Origin of the sequence: Mesorhizobium sp. M1403, from assembly GCF_040317695.1 — a bacterium.
Lineage (GTDB): Bacteria > Pseudomonadota > Alphaproteobacteria > Rhizobiales > Rhizobiaceae > Mesorhizobium.
The window spans coordinates 332,509-350,770 of the sequence record NZ_JAMYKY010000001.1 but is presented as its reverse complement, the minus strand read 5'-3'; the positions used below and the strand labels follow the sequence as shown (position 1 = coordinate 350,770).

Here is an 18,262-nt window from a genome sequence, read left to right as displayed (position 1 = left end):
GCCCCCCTCTGTCCTGCCGGACATCTCCCCCACGAGTGGGGAGATTGGCCGTCATAGCGGCTTTCGCCAATCTCCGGCGCTGAAAAAGCAAGCCGTCGCCCAAGCTGCCGATCTCCCCCCAAGTGGGGGAGATGTCCGGCAGGACAGAGGGGGGGCGCTGTCCCGCCGACCTCAGGTAGGCAGCACTCGCAACATTTGGTCGAAAGGAACCTGAAACAAAAACCCGCCTCAGAGGGCGGGTCGTCGGCGCCGAATCAGCACCATACCCAGATTAGTAGCATAGCTGCCGGCACAAAGCAAGAACAAAGTTGCTGCGGCCGGAAGAAAGATGCCAGCCGGTAACCCCACCTACGTCGACGACGCGTCCGCCGGCTTTTCGGCCACCTCTTCCGTGGCGTCCTGCTTTTCGCGGGCGACACGGTCGCGCTCCTTGCTGCGCTCGATCAAGCGAGCCGACCAGATCGAGACCTCGTAGAGCAGGATCGTCGGAATTGCGAGGCCGATCTGGCTCATCGGGTCGGGCGGCGTCAGCACCGCCGCCACGACGAAGGCGATGACGATCGCCCATTTGCGCTTCTCGGCCAACCCTTGCGACGACAGCATGCCGACCCGCGTCATCAGGCTTGTCACCACCGGCAACTGGAACACCAGGCCGAAGGAGAAGATCAGCGTCATGATCAGGCTGAGATATTCGGACACTTTCGGCAGCAGCGAAATCTGCACCTGGTCGTTGGTGCCGGTCTGCTGCATGGCGAGGAAGAACCACATCACCATCGGCGTAAAGAAGAAATAGACCAGCGACGCGCCCATCAGAAACAGGATCGGCGAGGCGATCAGGAACGGCAGGAAGGCATTGCGCTCGTTCTTGTAGAGGCCGGGCGCGATGAATTTGTAGATCTGCGTGGCGATCAACGGAAAAGCGATGACCATACCGCCGAACATGGCGAGCTTGACCTGGGTAAAGAAGAACTCCTGCGGCGCCGTATAGATCAGCTCGACCTTGTGCGGATCGAGCCCGGCCCATTGGGTCGCCCATCTGAACGGGATCACCAACAGGTTGAACAGCTTCTTGGCGAAGAAGAAGCACACAAGAAAAGCAACGAAAAAACCGCCGATCGACCACATCAGCCGCCGGCGCAACTCGATCAGGTGCTCCATCAGCGGAGCCGACGATTTTTCGATCTCGTCCTTTTCCGTGTCCGAAGTGCTCACTTGGCGGCTCCCGCCGTTTTCGTGGCGGCCGGCTTCTTCGTTGCTGCCGCAGGCTTCTTCGCTGCTGCCGCCGGCTTCTTCGCTGCTGATGACTGCGCTTTCGGCTCAGCTTTTGTGGCGACCTTTGGCGCAGCGGCCTTTGCCGGCTTGGCCGGCACGGCAGCCGCGGCTTTCGCGGGCGCCGGCTTCTTCTTTGCCGCCGGCGCTTTTTGCGGCACGGCCGCTGCAGTCGTTTGCGCCTCTACTGCCGGCGCCACGACGGACTCGTCCGTCATCGCCGGAAAGATCGGCGTGGCCGGCGTCGGCTCCGGCGGGCTGACGCCCGGCATCGTCGTCGCGCCGTTCTTCAGCGGCTCGGCTGCCTGCTCTGTCGAGGCGGCCTCGACCGCCGGCTTGGGTTTCATCACGGCATCGACGCCGGAACGGACGTCGGCGGCGGCCTGCTCGAATGGATTGAGCTGCTTCCTAATCTCGGCTGCCGGATTGAGGCTTCTCAGCGAATCGACCGACTTCTTGACGTCGTCGAGTTCGGCTTCCTTCAGTGCGTCGTTGAACTGCCGCTGGAAATCCGACGCCATGGCGCGCAGCTTCGCCGTTGTGCGGCCGAAGGTGCGCAGCATGTTGGGCAAATCCTTGGGCCCGACGACCACGATCATGACGATCGCGATCACCAGCATCTCGGTCCAGCCGACTTCGAACATGGCTATACGTTCCGACTCAAGTTTCAGGCCGACTCAAGTTTTGGCCAACCAAAGTTTTGGGCTCAGCTTTTGCTGGCCTTTTCCTTCGGTACCGACACGGTCTCGTCGGAACGGTGTTCGACGGTGCGCTTGTCCTCGGCAGTCTCGTCGTCGGCCATGCCCTTCTTGAAGCTCTTGATGCCCTTGGCCATGTCGCCCATCAGCTCGGGGATCTTGCCGCGGCCGAAGACCAGCAGCACGATCACCAGAACGATCATCCAGTGCCAAATCGAAAATGAACCCATAGCAAATCTCTCTCGAACGGTTTCCCAGACGCTGATCTATGCGCTTTCGGGTTCGGATTCAAACAGAACTGCGACAGAGTTCATGAATGAGTGGCCGAAGTCACGCACTTTCGGCACGGCGGCCCGCTACCAATCGGCGCAGTTCCATCCTGGCTGTGGCTTAAAGATGGCGCTCGGCTCAATCGTCCGTGACGCGCGGCGTCAAAAGGCCGAGTTCCTCGAGGTCGATGTCGGTCAGCGGATCCTCGTCGTCGGTGAGCGCATCGGGGTCGGCCGGCGGCAGCGGCACCGAGAAATTCGACGGCATGCGGCCGGACAGCAATCCTGCACCCTTCAATTCCTCCATGCCGGGGAGATCGCGGATCTCCTCCAGTGCGAAATGGTCGAGAAAAATGTCCGTCGTGCCGTAGGTGACGGGACGGCCGGGCGTGCGGCGCCGGCCGCGCATTCTCACCCATTCCGTCTCCATCAGCGTGTCGAGCGTCCCCTTTGACGTCTCGACGCCGCGGATGTCCTCGATCTCGGCGCGCGTCACCGGCTGGTGGTAGGCGATGATCGCCAGCACTTCGAGGGCAGCGCGGGACAGCTTGCGCTGCTGCACCGTGTCGCGGCTCATCAGGAAGGCGAGGTCGCCGGCGGTGCGGAAGGCCCAGGCATCGCCGACGCGCACCAGATTGACGCCGCGCCGCGCATAGATCTGCTGCAGTTCGGCCATCGCCGCGGCAATGTTGATGCCGTCGGGCAGCCGCGAAGTGAGCTGTTTTTCGCTGACCGGCTCGGCGCTGGCGAATACGATCGCCTCGGCCATCCGTACGGCCTCCGCCATATGCAGCCGCTCGCCGGGATTCTGCGACAAATTCTGCCCCTGGTTTTGTGCCGGGTTCTCGGCAACCGCGCCTTGCTCGGCGTCGTCCTCGACCTTGAACGGAATGACCGAAGCGTTGGCGCGTTCGCTCATGGTGTCACCTCGACTATCTTGATGGCTTGAGCGCGGCCGCGCAGATAAAGCGGCGCGAACACCTGGTCCTGCCGCATCTCCATCTTGCCTTCGCGCACCAGTTCCAGCGTTGCGGCAAACGAGCTGGCGACAGCGGTGCGCCGCTCTTCCGGGCCGGCCAGATATTCGACCAGGAAACTGTCGAGCGCCGTCCAGTCGCGCAGCGACCCGATCAGCCTGATCAGCACGTCACGCGCATCCTTGAGCGACCACACGCCGCGCCTGGCGATCGTCACATTGGTGACCGCCTGCTTTTGGCGCTGCTGGGCATAGGCGGTCAACAAATCGTAGAGCGAGGCCGAATAGGCATTTCGCTTCTCGACGATGACCATTTCCGGCATGCCGCGCGCAAACACGTCGCGTCCGAGCCGGTTGCGGTTGACCAGCCGTGCCGCCGCGTCGCGCATCGCCTCCAGCCGCTTCAGCCGGAACTGCAGCACTGCCGCCAGTTCCTCGCCGCTTTCGCCTTCGTCGCCGGGCTGCTTGGGGATCAGGAGCTTCGACTTGAGGAAGGCCAGCCATGCCGCCATCACCAGATAGTCGGCGGCAAGCTCCAGCCGCAGCGCCCTCACCTTCTCGACGAAGGCCAGATATTGCTCGGCCAGCGCCAGGATCGAGATGCGCGACAGGTCGACCTTCTGGTTGCGGGCAAGATGCAGCAGAAGATCGAGCGGACCCTCGAAACCGGCCACGTCGACGACCAAAGCGGGATCGCCGGTCAGCCGGGAATCATCGTTCTCGGCCCACAGACGGTCCATCGGTGCGGCCTTGCCGGCCTTCAGGTCCAATGTTTCCGCCACTTCGCTTCCTTTGATGCTAGGCCACCGCGTCGAAATAACTGGCAAATTCGGCCCGAATCTCGGTCTCGTCCGCTACGTCACGGTTCCTGATATAGGTCAGCGCCCGCTCCGCGCGCTCAAACGACTTGCCTTCAAGTCCGGTCGTTCGCGATGCAATGCCGGCCATCTCCTCAAACACGCCGTTGCAGTGAAGGACCAGATCGCAGCCCGCCGCAAGGATAGCGGCCGCCTTTGACGGGAAATCCCCAGAAAGTGCCTTCATCGAGGTGTCGTCGCTCATCAACAGACCGTCGAAGCCGATTTCGCCGCGGATGATCTTTTCGATGACCTTGCCGGATGTCGTGGCCGGGTTCTTCGGGTCGATCGCGCTATAGACGACATGCGCCGTCATCGCCATCGGCAAATGGTTGAGCTCCCTGAACGGCGCAAAATCATGCCGCTGCAGGTCGCCGATCGAGGCGTCGACGGTCGGCAGTTCGAAATGCGTGTCGGCGAAGGCCCTTCCATGGCCGGGAATATGCTTCATCACCGGCAGCACGCCGCCCGCCATCAGGCCTTCCGCCGCGGCGCGACCCAATTCGATGACGGCGCGCGGCTCCTTGCCATAGGCGCGTGCGCCGATGACGTCGCTGGCGCCCTCGATCGGCACGTCGAGCACCGGCAGGCAATCCGCCGTGATGCCGTAGCGCAGCAGATCGAAGGCATGCAGCCGCGCCATCAGCCAGGCGGCACGGGTGCCGGCGTCATGGTCGTCGCGCCACAAGGCGCCGAGTGCGCCGGCAGCCGGATAGTTCGGCGCCAGCGGCGGCCGCAGGCGCTGCACCCGGCCGCCCTCCTGGTCAATGAATACCGGCGCATCCGCGCGCCCGACGCAGTCGCGCATGGCGGCGACCAGATCGCGGATCTGCTCGGTCTCGCCGATATTGCGCGCAAACAGGATGAAACCCCACGGGCATTCGTTGCGGTAGAAACGGATCTCGTCGCGGGTCAGTGATTTCCCGGCGCAGCCGAGGATCATGGATTTTGATTCGGTCATGCGGAACAGTTTAGAGCTTCGCGCCGACAAAGGGAATCGCCCGCAATTGCCTCCAGGGATTTCCGTTCACGCAAAAAAGCCGGCGCGAGCGCCGGCTTTTCGAGAGGTTTTTGGTGCCGCTAGTGGGACACGAAGCAATTGCCGCCAGCAGCCTTGTAGCTGGTGCACAGTTTGATCGCCTCGTTGCGCGACTGCGCTGGAACGCGGACGCGGTAGAAGGTGCCCTTGCCGGCAATTTCGGCCTTGACGATGTTGGCGGTGCGGCCGGAAAGCACGCTGCCGTAGCGGCGCTGCAGATCCTGATAAGTCGACTGGGCGCTTTCGACTGTCGGCTGCGAAGCGATCTGTATCGACCACGAACCAGCGCCGGCCGCGGCCGGATCGATGGAAGCAACCTGATCGGGCTTGACTTCGCCGACTACGTCGACCGGCTGGTCAGACGGACGCTGCGGCGCCACTGGGACCGTGGCCGGGGTGTTGGCGGACTGCTTGCTGGCTGAGGGCTGGGCCTTGGCTTCGGCCTTGGTGTCGGGCTTGGGCGCCGGCTGCAGCTTGGTGGTTTCGGCCTGATCGCCACTCGCCTGATCGCCACTCGGCTGGTCACCAATCTTCTGATCGCCAATCTTCGGATCACTTGTCATCTGCTCGATCAGGGGCACGGTGCCAGTCTGCGCGGCAGCGTCGGCCTGGGCCGACGGAGCCACGTGCTGCGGCGCCGGATCTGCCGGCTCGGCAGCAGCCATCTGCGGGGCGGCAGGCGCCGGATCCTCGCGCGCCACCAGCGAGCCGTCAGGTTTCACGACCATGGTCCGTACCTTGCGCGGCGCAACGGCGACGATCTCGGGGTTGGCACCCTTCTCGGCCTCCTGCAGAACCTGCGCGATGCGATCCTCGGACTTGGGCGCCGGTGCGGCGGCAGTTTCGGTACCGCCAGCGGCATTGGCGCCAAGCGCATCGGTGTCAGGCGCGTTGGTATCAGGCGCGTTGATACCAGAGGCGTTGGTGTCGGACGCCACTGTGCCGGGCGCGTCGAGATCGTCCGCGGCGTCGGGGTCATTGGGCGAAAGATCGACGACGCGGCTCTCCGGTTCGTTGGCTTTCAGGTCCACAGGCTCTTCGGTGTTGGTGACCAGCTTCTGCTGAACGGGCTCGGCGGGCTTGGCGCCCTTGACCACAGCGTCATAGACCTTGTTGTCCTGGTTCGGCACGACGGCGCCGCCTGGATTTTCCGGCTTGATCTTGATCGGCCTGTTGTCGGCCTTGACGATAACCGGCGCATCGCCGTCGCTCTTGCCGCCGAGGGTCAACGCAAAGGCGCCAAGGCCTCCGGCGATCGCCACCGCGCCGACTATCGCTCCTATCAGCAGCCCGCGCCTGCGCGGCCGCCTTTCGGCCTCGCGTTCGGCGAGGCCCGGGACCGACATCTCGTCGTCCAGTTCGGGATCGTAGTCGAGCTCATCGAAGGTGAAATCGTCGGCTTGCGAAACCGGCTGGCCACCGGGCAATGGGCCCAGATCGAAACCGTCCGCTGCATCGGCATAGGAAGCGGCCGCCGCGCTGACGGGGGCTTCCGCAGGCTTGGCGCCATAGGCGCGCGTCTCGCCACGATCTTGCTTATAACCAGACGCAAAGCCCGCATCGTATTCATCGTCATAGCCAGCACTGCGCACCGGGGCAGGCGCTATATCCGTGGCATTCATTTCGGTGAGAAGGCTGGCAAAATCGGCATCAAGATCGTCGTAGGCGGGCGCCACCGGCTCGTCATCGTCGAAGTTGAGCTCCGGAATGTCGAGATCGTCCGCCAGCGCCACGACGCGCTCGGGCACGTCGACCGTCTCGACATCGGGCATCTCGTCATACGCGGAAGGCTGTTGATGCGAGGTTGGTGCAGCTTCCGTGTAGGCGGGCCGATCTTCATAGGACGGCCTCTCTTCACGGGATGCCTGGCCTTCATAGGACGGCGCCTCTTCGACCGGTGCGGCCCGATAGGACGGCGTTGCAGCCGGCTGCGGCGGTGGTGCCGGACGCGCCGAAGCCACCGGCTGGCTTGCAAAAGCGGGCTGAGGCTGGGCGACCGGCGTCACGCGGCTCCACGAGCGGGCCGGCTCGGGCGGCGTGGCGCGTGTCGTCAGCCAGTTCAGCGCATCGAGCGGATCTTCTTCGGAAGCAGCTGCGGCACTCTTGTCGGCCGAGTCATGATCCAGGCCGATATTCCTGGCGAAGTCGGCATCGAGCGCATCGTTGTCCAAATCATCCGCAGGTCTGGCAGCGGCTTCAGCGCCGAAATCCTCGCCTTCAAGCTCATCCAAGAGGACACTGCCAAGATCGGCGTCATCGGCGGCACTGGACTGCTGCGGCTCAGCGGGCTCGTGCTCGTCGAGTTCCCAATCCAGCTCGTCGACAGGATGCACCGGTTCGTTGGTGACGTCTTCAGCCGCCGCCATGGGCTGTTCAGCGGCCACTGCTGGCTCCTGAATTGCGGGCGCCACGGGCTGCTGAGCAGCAGCCATCACAGGCTTCTGGGCAGGCTGCTGGCTTGTCTGAGGTTCGTTGGCCGCTTGTGCCGGCCGTGTGCTCATCGCCCCCAGCAGCGCGTTCAGCTCGTCTTCCAGGCTGCGTTCCTCAGCCACTGGGGCCGTCGGGGCGACAGCGGCGGCCGGCGGCACGGGTTCGGCCGCAACGACCTGCGCCACGGGCTCTTCGACGTCTTCGGCAAGCGCATCGTCGAAGTTCAGATCGAAATCGTCGTCGAACGCCGCTTCAGCAGCCGTGCCGGAAAGCTCGACGGCCTCTGGTTCTTCGATTTCGGCAGGCTCGTTCGGGCGAACGTCTAAGTCCATGTCGACGTCGGCCATGGCATCATCGAAATGGCCGGCAAAATTCTCATCGTCCGAAACCGCCTCAACCGGCGATGCCGGGGCGGCGACGGTTTCCGCCGGCTCATGCTCGTCGACCATCAGCTCGTCTTCGAGCGAGCTTGCAACGGCATCGTCGAACTCGTCATCGAACGCAGGCTCGGCGGCTTGCGCCGCGGTTTCAACGGCGACGGCCTGCTCCATCGGCTCATGCTCTTCGAGCATCAGCTCGTCTTCGAGCGAGTTGGCCACGGCGTTGTCGAACTCATTGTCGAAGGCAGGCTCGTCGTCGAAGGCGGGCTCGTCGACCGGCGCGTATGCATCGGCTGCGGCCCTGGGTCCGTCCTCGCCCGTCGCCCCGATCTTGCCCGTCACATCGTCGTCGTGCCGAAAATCCTGATCGAGCGAGGCGGCAAGTTCGTCGTCACTCGAAAGGTCGTCCTCGAACGGCGACACGTCTTCGAGCGAGCCGGCGACGGCGTTATCGAACTCCTCGTCGAACTCCGGCTCGACAGCGGGAGCGAACGCCCTTTCGGGGGCGAAGGCAATTTCGTCGGCGGCAACAGGAGCGGCCGCAACGGGAGCAACATCATCCACCGCACTGTCGTCGAACGCGAAATCCTGTTCGAACGAGGCGGCAAGCGCGTCCTCCATCTCATCCGTGGTAGCCGGTTCGGGTGTCGGCTCGCGAAGCTCGGCATGGGAAGCATTGTCATTGGCGTCGGCGCCGAATTCGCCCATCAACTCCTTCTCGAGATCGATGTCGAAATCGGCCTCGCCCACCGGCGGCTCGACGGCAGCGGTTTTCGGCTGGGCCGGGGTTTGCGGTTTGACCGGCTGGCGCGGGTCGAACCCCATGATCCTGGTCAGTTCCGCGAACGGATCATCGTTGGCGATGTCGTTGTGGTCGGCTGCTCTCAGCTGGGTTCTGTCTGCCATTATTGTTCCCGAACTCGCACTCATTCGGACGCCATGGACGTCGCGTAGGGTTGGCCCTTACCAGCGCAATGTGGGCAAAAGGTGACAGGTTTTTTACTCAAACCTAACGCATTTCGGTGGGCGCATTGGCTCCGATCAGCGTCAGGCCGGACGTCAAAACGTCCGAAACAGCCTGCACCAGCCCTAGTCTGGCATGCGTCAATTGTCGGTCGTTAACCTTAACAAAACGTAAGTCGGGATTATCGGTGCCCCGGTTCCAGTGTCCGTGGAAGCTGGAAGCAAGTTCGTAGAGGTAGAATGCCAGCCGGTGGGGCTCAAGCGCGAGCGCCGCGGCTTCGATCAGCCGCGGATATTCGGCGAGCTTCCTGATCAGGCCGATCTCACCCTCATCGGTCAGCAAAGCCACTTCGGCGGCCAGCTGGTTGCGGTCGAACATGGCCTCGCCCAACTGCTCGCTCGCCTGCCGGAACACCGAATGGCAGCGCGCCGAGGCATACTGCACGTAGAATACCGGATTGTCCTTCGACTGCTCGGTCACCTTGGCGAAGTCGAAGTCGAGCGGCGCGTCGTTCTTGCGGTAGAGCATCATGAAGCGGATCGGGTCGCGGCCGACCTCCTCGACCACTTCGCGCAGGGTCACGAACTCGCCCGACCGCTTCGACATGCGCACCGGCTCGCCGGCGCGAAACAGCCTCACCAGCTGGCAAAGCAGCACGGTAAGCTTGACCTCGTCGCCGGCAATCGCCCGGGCAAGCGCTTCCAGCCGTTTCACATAGCCGCCATGATCGGCGCCAAGCACATAGATCAGGTCGACGAAGCCGCGATCGACCTTGTCCTTGAGGTAAGCGACATCGGCAGCGAAATAGGTGAAGGTACCGTCCGACTTGACCAGCGCCCGGTCCATGTCGTCGCCGACCGCGGTCGAGCGGAACAGCGTCTGCTCGCGGTCCTCCCAGTCGTCCGGCTTCTCGCCCTTGGGCGGCGGCAGCTTGCCCTTGTAGATGTGGCCCTTCAGCGTCAGGTCGCTGATCGCCGAGCGGATCTTCTTCGCATTGTTGGCATGCAGCGTCCGCTCGGAAAAGAAGACGTCGTGATGCACGTTGAGCAGCGCCAGATCCTCGCGGATCATCGCCATCATCGCGTCGATCGTCCTGTCCTTGACGATGGCAAGTGCCTCCTCGTCCGGCATCTGCAGTAGGGAGCGGCCGAATTCGCTGGCCAACGCCTGACCAACGGGGATCAGATAGTCGCCTGGATAAAGCCCGGCCGGAATCTCGCCGATCTCATCGCCAAGCGCCTCGCGGTAGCGCAGGATGACCGAGCGTCCGAGCACGTCGATCTGCGAACCGGCATCGTTGATGACATATTCCTTGGTCACGTCGTAACCGGCGAAGGCCATCAGGTTGGCGAGCGCGTCGCCGACCACGGCACCCCGGCAATGGCCGACATGCATCGGCCCGGTCGGGTTGGCCGAGACATATTCGACATTGGTTTTCTTGCCGCCGCCGACAGTCGAGCGGCCGTAATTGCGGCCTTCGCCGAGCAGCGCCGTCAGATGCGCCTGCCAGAAGCCGTCCTTGAGCCTGAGATTGACGAAGCCCGGACCGGCGATCTCGGCGGCCGCGATATCCTCGTCGGCGCGCAGCGCCTCGGCCAGCCTTTCGGCCAGCGCGCGCGGGTTCTGGCCGGTCGGCTTGGCCAACACCATGGCAGCGTTGGTGGCGAGATCGCCATGGCTGGCATCGCGCGGCGGCTCGACGGCGATGCGCGACAGATCCGGCGGCACGCCATCCTTGTCTTTCAAATCAAGCGCTTCGACGGCCTTTATGATTCGCGCGTTGAAATCGGCGAAGATGTTCATTGCTATGGCTCTGACGGTTTTGCAGGGATCCGGCTCGTCGGCCGGCAAAATCGCGCCCGCCCTAGCTCAAATCCGGCGTATGGTCAAACAAACGCCTGTGTTCCTTGAGTGCATAAGTGTCCGTCATGCCAGCCAGGAAATCGGCAACACTGCGCGCCTTGACGCGATCCTCCGCCCGATCGAGCCCTTCGCGCCAGCCATCCGGCATGGCGCGCGGATCGGCGAAATAGACGTCGAACAGGTCCCTGACGATCTGGTCGGCGTCGGCGCGCACCCGCATGACCTCCGCGTGCCGATAGAGATGCTTGTAGAGAAAGGCCTTCAGCTCCTTTTCCGATACGGCCGTCTCGGCGGAGAAGCTCACCATCGTCTCGCCGGCCGCCCTTACCGCCTCGGCGCTGTCGGGCTTGATGCGCGCCAGATTGGCCGTCGTCGAGACGATCACGTCCTCGACCATGATAGTGATCTGCCGGCGCATCAGCTCGTGGCCGGTGCGTACGTCATCGAGCGCCGGATAGCGCTCACGCACCCCCTTGAGGATCGACCCCGGCAGCGAGAGGTCCTCCAGCATGTCCAGCGTCAGCAGCCCTGCCCTCAGCCCGTCGTCGATGTCATGGGTGTTGTAGGCGATGTCGTCGGCAATCGCCGCGCACTGCGCCTCGATACCGGCGAAGCGGTCGAGCTCGAGGTCGTGCAGTTCGGAATAGTCGCGGATCGCCTGCGGCACCGGCCCCTTCAGCCCTTTGCCCTTGGCATCGGTCAGTGGGCCATTGTGCTTGACCAGCCCCTCCAGCGTTTCCCAGGTGAGGTTCAGCCCATCGAACTCGGCATAGCGCCGCTCCAGCCGCGTCACCACGCGCAGCGATTGCGCATTGTGGTCGAAGCCGCCCCAGGCGGCCATCTTCTCGTTCAGCGCGTCCTCGCCGGTATGGCCGAAGGGCGTGTGGCCGAAGTCGTGCACCAGGGCCACCGCCTCGGCCAGGTCCTCGTCGCCGCGCAGTGCCCGCGCCAGAGCGCGTGCAATTTGCGCCACCTCGATCGAATGCGTCAGCCTTGTGCGGTAATGGTCGCCGTCGTGTGCGACGAACACTTGCGTCTTGTGCTTCAGCCGGCGGAACGCCGTCGAATGGATGATGCGGTCGCGGTCGCGCTGGAACGGCGTGCGCGTCGGGCTTTCCACCTCGTCGAACAGCCGCCCGCGCGACTTCGCCGGGTCGCTGGCATAGGCCGCGCGCGGCCGATAGCCGAATCCGATGTCGCCCAACTCGTTGGTCATAACGTATGCCGCAGTTGACTTGCCCCGTCGCGCTTCATACCTATCATACGAAACCGAAAGCAAGGTGACGCCCATGGGCGCTGATGCCAAGACCGCCATGAAAGTCGAGATGACCGACGCCGCTGCCAGGCGGATCGCCAAGATCGTGGCGAGCGAAGCCGGTAAGACCGCGCTGCGCGTCTCGGTCGAGGGCGGCGGCTGTTCCGGCTTCTCCTACAAGTTCGACCTGGTCGACAGGCGCAATGACGACGACGTCGCCATCGAGAAGGACGGCGCAACCGTGCTGATCGACGACCTGTCGCTGGTCTATATGGGCGGCTCGGTGATCGATTTCGTCGACGATCTGATGGGCCAGTCGTTCCAGATCAGGAACCCCAATGCGGTCGCCTCCTGCGGCTGCGGCACCAGCTTCTCGGTCTAGAAATGCCCGACATCGGCGCGGTCCGTCAGATCGCGCTTTCCGCCGGACGCGACCTCGACGCAACGCTGGCCTTCTGGCGCGAGGTGCTCGGCATGAGTCTGCATGCGCGTTTCGATCCTCCAGGCATCGCCTTCATCATGGCAGGTGACGTGCGCCTGCTTTTCACCGACGGCCTGCCTGCCGGCACCGTCTATCTCGACATATCGGGCCTCGAAGAGTTCCACGCTTCGGCAAGGGCCGCCGGTGTCCCCTTCACCGCGCCGCCGGCGCTCGTCCATCGCGACACCGAAGGCCTGTTCGGCCAGGCGGGGGAAAGCGAGTGGATGGCCTTCCTAAAGGACCCGGCAGGCAATACGATCGGCCTTGTCGAACGTCACCCGCCGGATCGCTAGTCTCCGGACCACCAGCCTATCGAGGACGTCATGAAAATCGTCACCTGGAACATCAACGGCGTCCGCGCCCGCATCGGCAATTTGACCCATTGGCTGACGGAAAGCGCGCCCGACATCGCCTGCCTGCAGGAGATCAAGACGGTCGACGAGCAATTTCCTCGCGCCGAGATCGAGGCGCTCGGCTACAATGTCGAGACCTACGGCCAAAAAGGCTTCAACGGCGTCGCCATCCTGTCGAAGCTGCGTTTCGACGAGGTCAATCGCGGCTTGCCGGGCGACGATGCCGACGAGCAGGCGCGTTTCATCGAAGGCGTGTTCTCGACCGACAAGGGCGCCTTGCGGGTTGCCTCTATCTATCTGCCGAACGGCAACCCAATCGACGACGAGAAGAAGTTCTCCTACAAGCTTTCCTGGATGACGCGGCTGGAGCGCTGGGCCGAGGAGCGGCTTGCACTGGAAGAGCCGCTGGTCCTGGCCGGCGACTACAATGTCATTCCTGAGCCGGCCGATGCGAAATATCCGGAAAACTGGCTAAGCGACGCGCTGTTCCAGCCCGCAACGCGGCAGGCGTTCCGGCGGCTGAAGAATCTCGGCTTCACCGAAGCCGTGCGTGCCGTCACCGACGCCCCCGACGTCTTTACGTTCTGGGACTATCAGGCCGGCGCCTGGCAGAAGAACAACGGCATCCGCATCGACCACCTGCTTCTGTCGCCCGAAGCCGCCAATTGGTTTTCCTCGGCTTCGATCGAAAAACAGGTGCGCGCCTGGGAAAAACCCTCCGACCATGTGCCGGTGGCGATCGATCTGGCGCTGCGGCCGGCCTGATCGGAGCTGCTGTCCGGCGGCACATTGAGAAGTTGACCTCTTATCGCCACAAATCGCGCGCTTGATGAGAAATCATCATGGTGGCTGGGGTTCCCATGACTATCCGACTTGCACTTTGCACGTGTGCCGCGGCGCTCGCTTTTGGCGCGATGCCGGCCGTTGCCGCTCCGCTATGCCTTGCCAATGGCAAATCGTTCCAGATCGGTCAAATGGCCTGCCTGACACTTGCCGGACAAAGCCACCTCGCCCGCTGCGAGATGGTGCTCAACAACACGTCCTGGACAAAGCAGCGGGACGGCTGCCCGGAGAACACACTGGCCCCGCATCTGCAAGGCACGCCGATATCAACACCGGCGCCCGGCGGCGTGCCGGCGAAACCGACCGAGAACTGATTTAAATCGACAAATCCCGCCGGACTACTGGTCGCCGCCACCCTTGGTCAGGATGTCGTCGGCCAGCGAGATCGCGGTGCGACGGTCGGCTTCGCCGGCGGCGGCAAACGCTTCTTCCTGCATGCCGCGGATCCATGGCTGGTCGGCGGGTGAGGCTCGTTCGAGTGCCGCGGTCATCATCGCCAGCCCGCGGACGATCTTGCCGCTTTGGAAAAGCAGGTTGCCGAGCGTCGCCTGCGCGCCCGCATGGCCCTTTTCGGCCGCCAGCTGGAACCAGCGTCCGGCCTGCTTGACGCTGGCCTTGACGCCGCCCTCGCCCTTGAGGAACATCTGGCCCATCTCGAACTGGGCGTTCGGATTGCGGTAGTTGGCGGCGGCACGCATGTAATATTCCTGGGCCGCCACCTCGTTCTCCTCGACGGGGCTGCCGGGAATGCCTTTCCTCAGATAGTCGCCAAGCGCCACCAGCGCGTCCGAAACATAGCTTTCCTCGGGCGAACCGGGCTCGACGTCCTGGTCGACGATCTCGCTGAAGAACTTGAACGCCGCGTAGTCGTCTCGCGCCACGCCATCGCCTTCGGCATACATGCGCGCAAGCTTCCAGGTGGCGCCGATCTGGCCGTTCTCGGCGGCATATTTGTAGGCTTCCGCGGCCTGCTCCTTATGGCCGTTCTTGTAAGCGGAAAAGCCGAACTGGAACACCGCCCACGGGCTCGACTGCGGCTTCACGCCGGTCTTGTCGTCGAACACCTTGTCGTCGAAGGCCATGGCCTGGCCGACGGCGCCTAAGGTCGCGCCAAACGTGGCGAGCGCAACCAGTGCCGAAAGGACAGACGACCTCAACAACTCAGATGTCCGCATAGCAGTGTGTTTCTTTGGCACCGCCCGGATGGGTGACCGCGCCGTCGCGGGCAGATCCGACCGTCTGTGCGTATTTCCAGATCGCGCCCGACTGATAGTCGGTCGTGCGCGCCTTCCATGCTTTTGCCCTCGCCGCCAGTTCGGCTTTGGACAATGCAACCTCGATCGTGCCGTTCACCGCATCGATCGAAATCAAGTCGCCGTCTTTCAGAAGCCCGATCGGGCCACCGACGGCCGCTTCCGGCCCGACATGGCCGATGCAGAAACCGCGCGTCGCGCCAGAAAAACGCCCGTCGGTGATGAGCGCCACCTTGCCGCCCATGCCCTGGCCGTAGAGAGCCGCCGTCGTCGACAGCATTTCGCGCATGCCCGGGCCGCCGCGCGGACCCTCGTAACGGATGACGAGAACCTCGCCTTCGCTATAGTTACGGCGCGTAACCGCCTCGAAACATTCCTCTTCCGAATCGAAGCAGCGCGCCGGACCCGAGAATTTGAGTTCCGCCATGCCTGCGACCTTCACGATCGCGCCTTCGGGGGCAAGGTTACCCTTCAAGCCCACGACCCCGCCGGTCTGGGTAATCGGCTTGTTGGCGGGACGGACCACATCCTGGCTGTCATTCCAGGAAACATGTTCCATATTTTCGGCCAAAGTGCGGCCGGTCACCGTCAGGCAATCGCCATGAAGATAGCCATGGTCGAGCAGCGTCTTCATCAAGAGCGGAATGCCGCCGGCCTCGAACATGTCCTTGGCGACGTATTTGCCGCCCGGCTTGAGGTCGGCGATGTAGGGTGTCTTTTCGAATATCCTGGCCACGTCGAAAAGGTCGAACTTTATCCCGGCTTCGTGCGCGATCGCCGGCAGATGCAGCGCCGCGTTGGTCGAGCCGCCGGTGGCCGAGACCACGGTCGCGGCATTTTCCAACGCTTTCATAGTAACGATGTCGCGAGGGCGGATGTTCCTTGCGATCAACTCCATGATCTTTTCGCCGGAAGCGAAATTGAAGCGGTCGCGCATCTCGTAGGGTGCCGGCGCGCCGCAGGAATAGGGCAGCGCCAGGCCGATCGCCTCAGCGACGGTGGCCATGGTGTTGGCGGTGAACTGGGCGCCGCAGGAGCCGGCCGACGGACACGCGGCTTGCTCGATTTCTAGCAGTTCGGCGTCGCCGATGGTGCCGACCGAATGCTGGCCGACCGCCTCGAATACGTCCTGCACGGTGATCTGCCGGCCACGGTAGCTGCCGGGCAGGATCGAGCCGCCATAGATGAAGATGGACGGCACGTTGAGGCGCACCATAGCCATCATCATGCCGGGCAGCGACTTGTCGCAACCGGCCAGGCCGACCAGCGCATCGTAGCAATGGCCGCGCATGGTAAGCTCGACTGAATCGGCGATGACCTCGCGTGACACCAGCGACGACTTCATGCCCTGGTGGCCCATGGCGATGCCGTCGGTGACGGTGATGGTGCAGAATTCGCGCGGCGTGCCTTTGGCGGCCGCCACGCCCTTCTTGACCACTTGCGCCTGGCGCATCAGTGAGATGTTGCAAGGTGCGGCCTCGTTCCAGCAGCTGGCGACACCAACCAGCGGCTGCGCGATCTCGGCCGCCGACAGCCCCATCGCATAGAGGTAGGAGCGATGCGGCGCCCGCTCGGGACCAACGGTCACGTGACGGCTTGGCAGCTTGGCCTTGGAGATCGCTCTGGCGTCCATACTCGTCCTCGCCGCGGGCGGTGCGGCCTGCCTCTTCGCCTAGCCTTTTGGCGCGTGTCCCGAGACAAGTTCGAGGTGCGCCGGGTTTATGGCGGGAAATGGGCAATGTTCCCGGGCGGCCGGGTGGCGCGAGGGTTGTTGAGAAACTGTTGCCGAAACGTCACAATTATCGGAGCGAACATCATGGGGGCAATTGTTGCGCTGGCCGAATGACGGATGACGCACCGAACGAAACGACCGGGCAGTGCCCGGCCGTTTTGTCGTTTAAAAATTTGTAGTTAGAACTTGATCTTGACGGAAGCCGAACCGGCGAGAAGCAGGTCGTTGCCGTAGGTATAGGTGACGGCATTTGCCACGTCGCCGACACCGCTGAAAGTCGATGACCCGCTCGTCAGCACACCGATCGAGCCGCCGAGCCTGACCTCGACCTGGTCGTTCGGCGAATAGGAGACGCCGCTGGCCACGGCCCAGGTATCCGACTGATAGCCGGAGGTCGTCGAGGTGCCGCGATCCCAGGTCAGCGAAACCACGCCCGACAATTGGTCGGTGAACTTGTGACCGATACCGCCCGTGATCGTCCAGCCGTCGCGATAAAGCAGGTCGAATGAAACGGGCGAGGGAGCACCGGTTACCGGACTGCGCACGCCATTGATGGCAATGACGCCAAGCTTGCTCCACTCCTGCCAGCGGATGGAACCAAAGGCCAGCCAGCCAGGAGCTATACCGCTCTGCAGCTTGAATTCCAGAGCCTGAGGTATCTCGGCCGACGCCGAGACTGGGTACACGCCGGTAGAGCCAGGAACCAGATCCGCTGGAAAGGCGCCCCTGAAGCCGGTCGTGTCGACCGTTCCCGACAGCCCGTCATATTTGTAGCTGGAAGAGTACATCAGGCTGGCGCGCAGAGCGATCTCGGGGATCTCATAGGCTGCGCCCGCACGCCAACCCCATGCCTCGTCGGACAGCTTGAAGACACCGAGGCCGGTATTGCCGAAGGCGAGCAGTGTCTGGCGGGACAGAAACGCGTCGACCTGCTGGTAGGAGACACCGCCAATGAATCGTATGGCGCCCTTGCCGACGTTCACCTTGTAGGAGCAGGTGAGGCCGAAATCGTCTGTGTCGACGGAGTATTTGACCGCTGTCGGCGAATAGGCGTTGTTCATGCCGAAATTTGCGTCCGCACCATACGGTCTGGTATAGGTGGCAAGACAGTCTACGGGCTCAAAGATGTTGGCCTTGATGCCGACATGCGGCACCGCATAGTCGCCACCAACATCCACCGCCGACGTCGACAATCCCGACCCATCCAGACGCTGCACATTCTTGAGTTTGCGCTGGGGCGAAACATAGGTGACGCCTGCGTCGAACGAATATGGCGCCGCGTCGAACAGCTGGTCGATGTTGACGCCGCCCCGGTCAAAGCCCCCGGCTTGCACCGTCCCAACGAAAGCCAGCGAAAAAGCCCCCGCGCCCAGCAGTGCTTTCAAACGCGAATAACACATGAATCTCCTCCCCGAATATCCTTGCATCAAGCTAGAACCAATTCAGGTTAACCGCGCAACAACGAATTCGCCGTGCGTACATGTACACCTTGGCTGAACGCATTTCCGACAAGGTTGCGGTCTTTTTCCCGAGGCGGGAAAATGGCCGCCTCAATACAAATCGACGAGAAAACTCGGGAAAACCGCCTAAATCCTTACAG

At 63.2% G+C, this 18,262-nt stretch carries 16 protein-coding genes; 4 read left to right on the top strand and 12 right to left on the bottom strand.

From position 1 onward, the window contains the following. Nucleotides 1–348: 348 nt before the first annotated feature. The 9 genes from tatC to NKH01_RS01705 all read right to left on the bottom strand — a co-directional run bounded on the left by tatC (nt 349) and on the right by NKH01_RS01705 (nt 11,961). Nucleotides 349–1,212 (bottom strand): twin-arginine translocase subunit TatC, encoded by an 864-nt coding sequence (tatC, locus tag NKH01_RS01745; protein WP_023720061.1) that lies wholly within the window; start codon nt 1,210–1,212, stop codon nt 349–351. After that, entirely contained in the window at nt 1,209–1,913 is a 705-nt protein-coding gene (tatB, locus tag NKH01_RS01740) for a Sec-independent protein translocase protein TatB (protein ID WP_023720060.1), read from the bottom strand. Before tatB ends, tatC begins: the two co-directional genes overlap by 4 nt. 62 nt (nt 1,914–1,975) lie before the next feature. Further along, the gene (locus NKH01_RS01735) at nt 1,976–2,197 is read right to left on the bottom strand and encodes a twin-arginine translocase TatA/TatE family subunit (protein ID WP_023678929.1); all 222 of its coding nucleotides are present in this window, start codon (nt 2,195–2,197) and stop codon (nt 1,976–1,978) included. A gap of 178 nt (nt 2,198–2,375) precedes the next feature. Continuing rightward, nucleotides 2,376–3,155, bottom strand: a complete 780-nt coding sequence (gene scpB / locus NKH01_RS01730; protein WP_023720059.1) for an SMC-Scp complex subunit ScpB — start codon at nt 3,153–3,155, stop codon at nt 2,376–2,378. Further along, nucleotides 3,152–3,952 carry a segregation and condensation protein A gene (locus NKH01_RS01725; RefSeq protein WP_352640662.1) on the bottom strand — a complete coding sequence of 267 codons (801 nt, stop codon included), beginning with the start codon at nt 3,950–3,952 and terminating at the stop codon, nt 3,152–3,154. Before NKH01_RS01725 ends, scpB begins: the two co-directional genes overlap by 4 nt. A 58-nt stretch (nt 3,953–4,010) precedes the next feature. Next, the gene (gene nagZ / locus NKH01_RS01720; RefSeq protein WP_254818318.1) at nt 4,011–5,030 is read right to left on the bottom strand and encodes a beta-N-acetylhexosaminidase; all 1,020 of its coding nucleotides are present in this window, start codon (nt 5,028–5,030) and stop codon (nt 4,011–4,013) included. A gap of 119 nt (nt 5,031–5,149) precedes the next feature. After that, nucleotides 5,150–8,824, bottom strand: a complete 3,675-nt coding sequence (locus NKH01_RS01715; protein WP_353018652.1) for an SPOR domain-containing protein — start codon at nt 8,822–8,824, stop codon at nt 5,150–5,152. Nucleotides 8,825–8,927: 103 nt separating this feature from the next. Further along, nucleotides 8,928–10,685 carry an arginine--tRNA ligase gene (gene argS / locus NKH01_RS01710; RefSeq protein ID WP_353018650.1) on the bottom strand — a complete coding sequence of 586 codons (1,758 nt, stop codon included), beginning with the start codon at nt 10,683–10,685 and terminating at the stop codon, nt 8,928–8,930. A 61-nt stretch (nt 10,686–10,746) separates the two neighbouring features. Then, a complete protein-coding gene (locus NKH01_RS01705; RefSeq protein WP_353018648.1) occupies nt 10,747–11,961 on the bottom strand; it encodes a deoxyguanosinetriphosphate triphosphohydrolase in 1,215 nt (404 codons plus the stop codon). 73 nt (nt 11,962–12,034) lie between these two features. On the opposite strand from NKH01_RS01705, the gene erpA reads away from it, so the two are divergent. From erpA to NKH01_RS01685, 4 genes are all read left to right on the top strand, one after another. After that, nucleotides 12,035–12,382, top strand: a complete 348-nt coding sequence (gene erpA, locus NKH01_RS01700) for an iron-sulfur cluster insertion protein ErpA (RefSeq protein WP_353018647.1) — start codon at nt 12,035–12,037, stop codon at nt 12,380–12,382. Nucleotides 12,383–12,384: 2 nt separating this feature from the next. Beyond that, entirely contained in the window at nt 12,385–12,774 is a 390-nt protein-coding gene (locus tag NKH01_RS01695; protein ID WP_353018645.1) for a VOC family protein, read from the top strand. Nucleotides 12,775–12,804: 30 nt separating this feature from the next. Beyond that, entirely contained in the window at nt 12,805–13,599 is a 795-nt protein-coding gene (xth, locus tag NKH01_RS01690) for an exodeoxyribonuclease III (protein ID WP_023720052.1), read from the top strand. A 77-nt stretch (nt 13,600–13,676) separates the two neighbouring features. Further along, the gene (locus tag NKH01_RS01685; RefSeq protein WP_023720051.1) at nt 13,677–13,991 is read left to right on the top strand and encodes a hypothetical protein; all 315 of its coding nucleotides are present in this window, start codon (nt 13,677–13,679) and stop codon (nt 13,989–13,991) included. Nucleotides 13,992–14,015: 24 nt separating this feature from the next. Here the strand turns inward: NKH01_RS01685 and NKH01_RS01680 are convergent, their stop codons facing one another. The 3 genes from NKH01_RS01680 to NKH01_RS01670 all read right to left on the bottom strand — a co-directional run bounded on the left by NKH01_RS01680 (nt 14,016) and on the right by NKH01_RS01670 (nt 18,062). Then, entirely contained in the window at nt 14,016–14,852 is an 837-nt protein-coding gene (locus NKH01_RS01680) for a tetratricopeptide repeat protein (protein ID WP_023678939.1), read from the bottom strand. Then, nucleotides 14,839–16,563: a dihydroxy-acid dehydratase gene (ilvD, locus tag NKH01_RS01675; protein WP_023720050.1), complete on the bottom strand. Its 1,725-nt coding sequence runs from the start codon at nt 16,561–16,563 to the stop codon at nt 14,839–14,841. The genes NKH01_RS01680 and ilvD overlap by 14 nt, the downstream gene beginning before the upstream one ends. A 278-nt stretch (nt 16,564–16,841) precedes the next feature. Continuing rightward, nucleotides 16,842–18,062, bottom strand: a complete 1,221-nt coding sequence (locus NKH01_RS01670; RefSeq protein WP_352860256.1) for an OmpP1/FadL family transporter — start codon at nt 18,060–18,062, stop codon at nt 16,842–16,844. Nucleotides 18,063–18,262: the final 200 nt, after the last annotated feature.

Coding starts and splice junctions, on each gene's coding strand:
- ilvD (WP_023720050.1), bottom strand. CDS start 16,563: ATGGACGCCAGAGCGATCTCCAAGGCCAAGCTGCCAAGCCGTCACGTG.
- NKH01_RS01680 (WP_023678939.1), bottom strand. CDS start 14,852: ATGCGGACATCTGAGTTGTTGAGGTCGTCTGTCCTTTCGGCACTGGTT.
- argS (WP_353018650.1), bottom strand. CDS start 10,685: ATGAACATCTTCGCCGATTTCAACGCGCGAATCATAAAGGCCGTCGAA.
- NKH01_RS01685 (WP_023720051.1), top strand. CDS start 13,677: ATGGTGGCTGGGGTTCCCATGACTATCCGACTTGCACTTTGCACGTGT.
- NKH01_RS01715 (WP_353018652.1), bottom strand. CDS start 8,824: ATGGCAGACAGAACCCAGCTGAGAGCAGCCGACCACAACGACATCGCC.
- NKH01_RS01735 (WP_023678929.1), bottom strand. CDS start 2,197: ATGGGTTCATTTTCGATTTGGCACTGGATGATCGTTCTGGTGATCGTG.
- NKH01_RS01705 (WP_353018648.1), bottom strand. CDS start 11,961: ATGACCAACGAGTTGGGCGACATCGGATTCGGCTATCGGCCGCGCGCG.
- erpA (WP_353018647.1), top strand. CDS start 12,035: ATGGGCGCTGATGCCAAGACCGCCATGAAAGTCGAGATGACCGACGCC.
- tatB (WP_023720060.1), bottom strand. CDS start 1,913: ATGTTCGAAGTCGGCTGGACCGAGATGCTGGTGATCGCGATCGTCATG.
- scpB (WP_023720059.1), bottom strand. CDS start 3,155: ATGAGCGAACGCGCCAACGCTTCGGTCATTCCGTTCAAGGTCGAGGAC.
- NKH01_RS01670 (WP_352860256.1), bottom strand. CDS start 18,062: ATGTGTTATTCGCGTTTGAAAGCACTGCTGGGCGCGGGGGCTTTTTCG.
- NKH01_RS01725 (WP_352640662.1), bottom strand. CDS start 3,952: ATGGACCGTCTGTGGGCCGAGAACGATGATTCCCGGCTGACCGGCGAT.
- NKH01_RS01695 (WP_353018645.1), top strand. CDS start 12,385: ATGCCCGACATCGGCGCGGTCCGTCAGATCGCGCTTTCCGCCGGACGC.
- xth (WP_023720052.1), top strand. CDS start 12,805: ATGAAAATCGTCACCTGGAACATCAACGGCGTCCGCGCCCGCATCGGC.
- nagZ (WP_254818318.1), bottom strand. CDS start 5,030: ATGACCGAATCAAAATCCATGATCCTCGGCTGCGCCGGGAAATCACTG.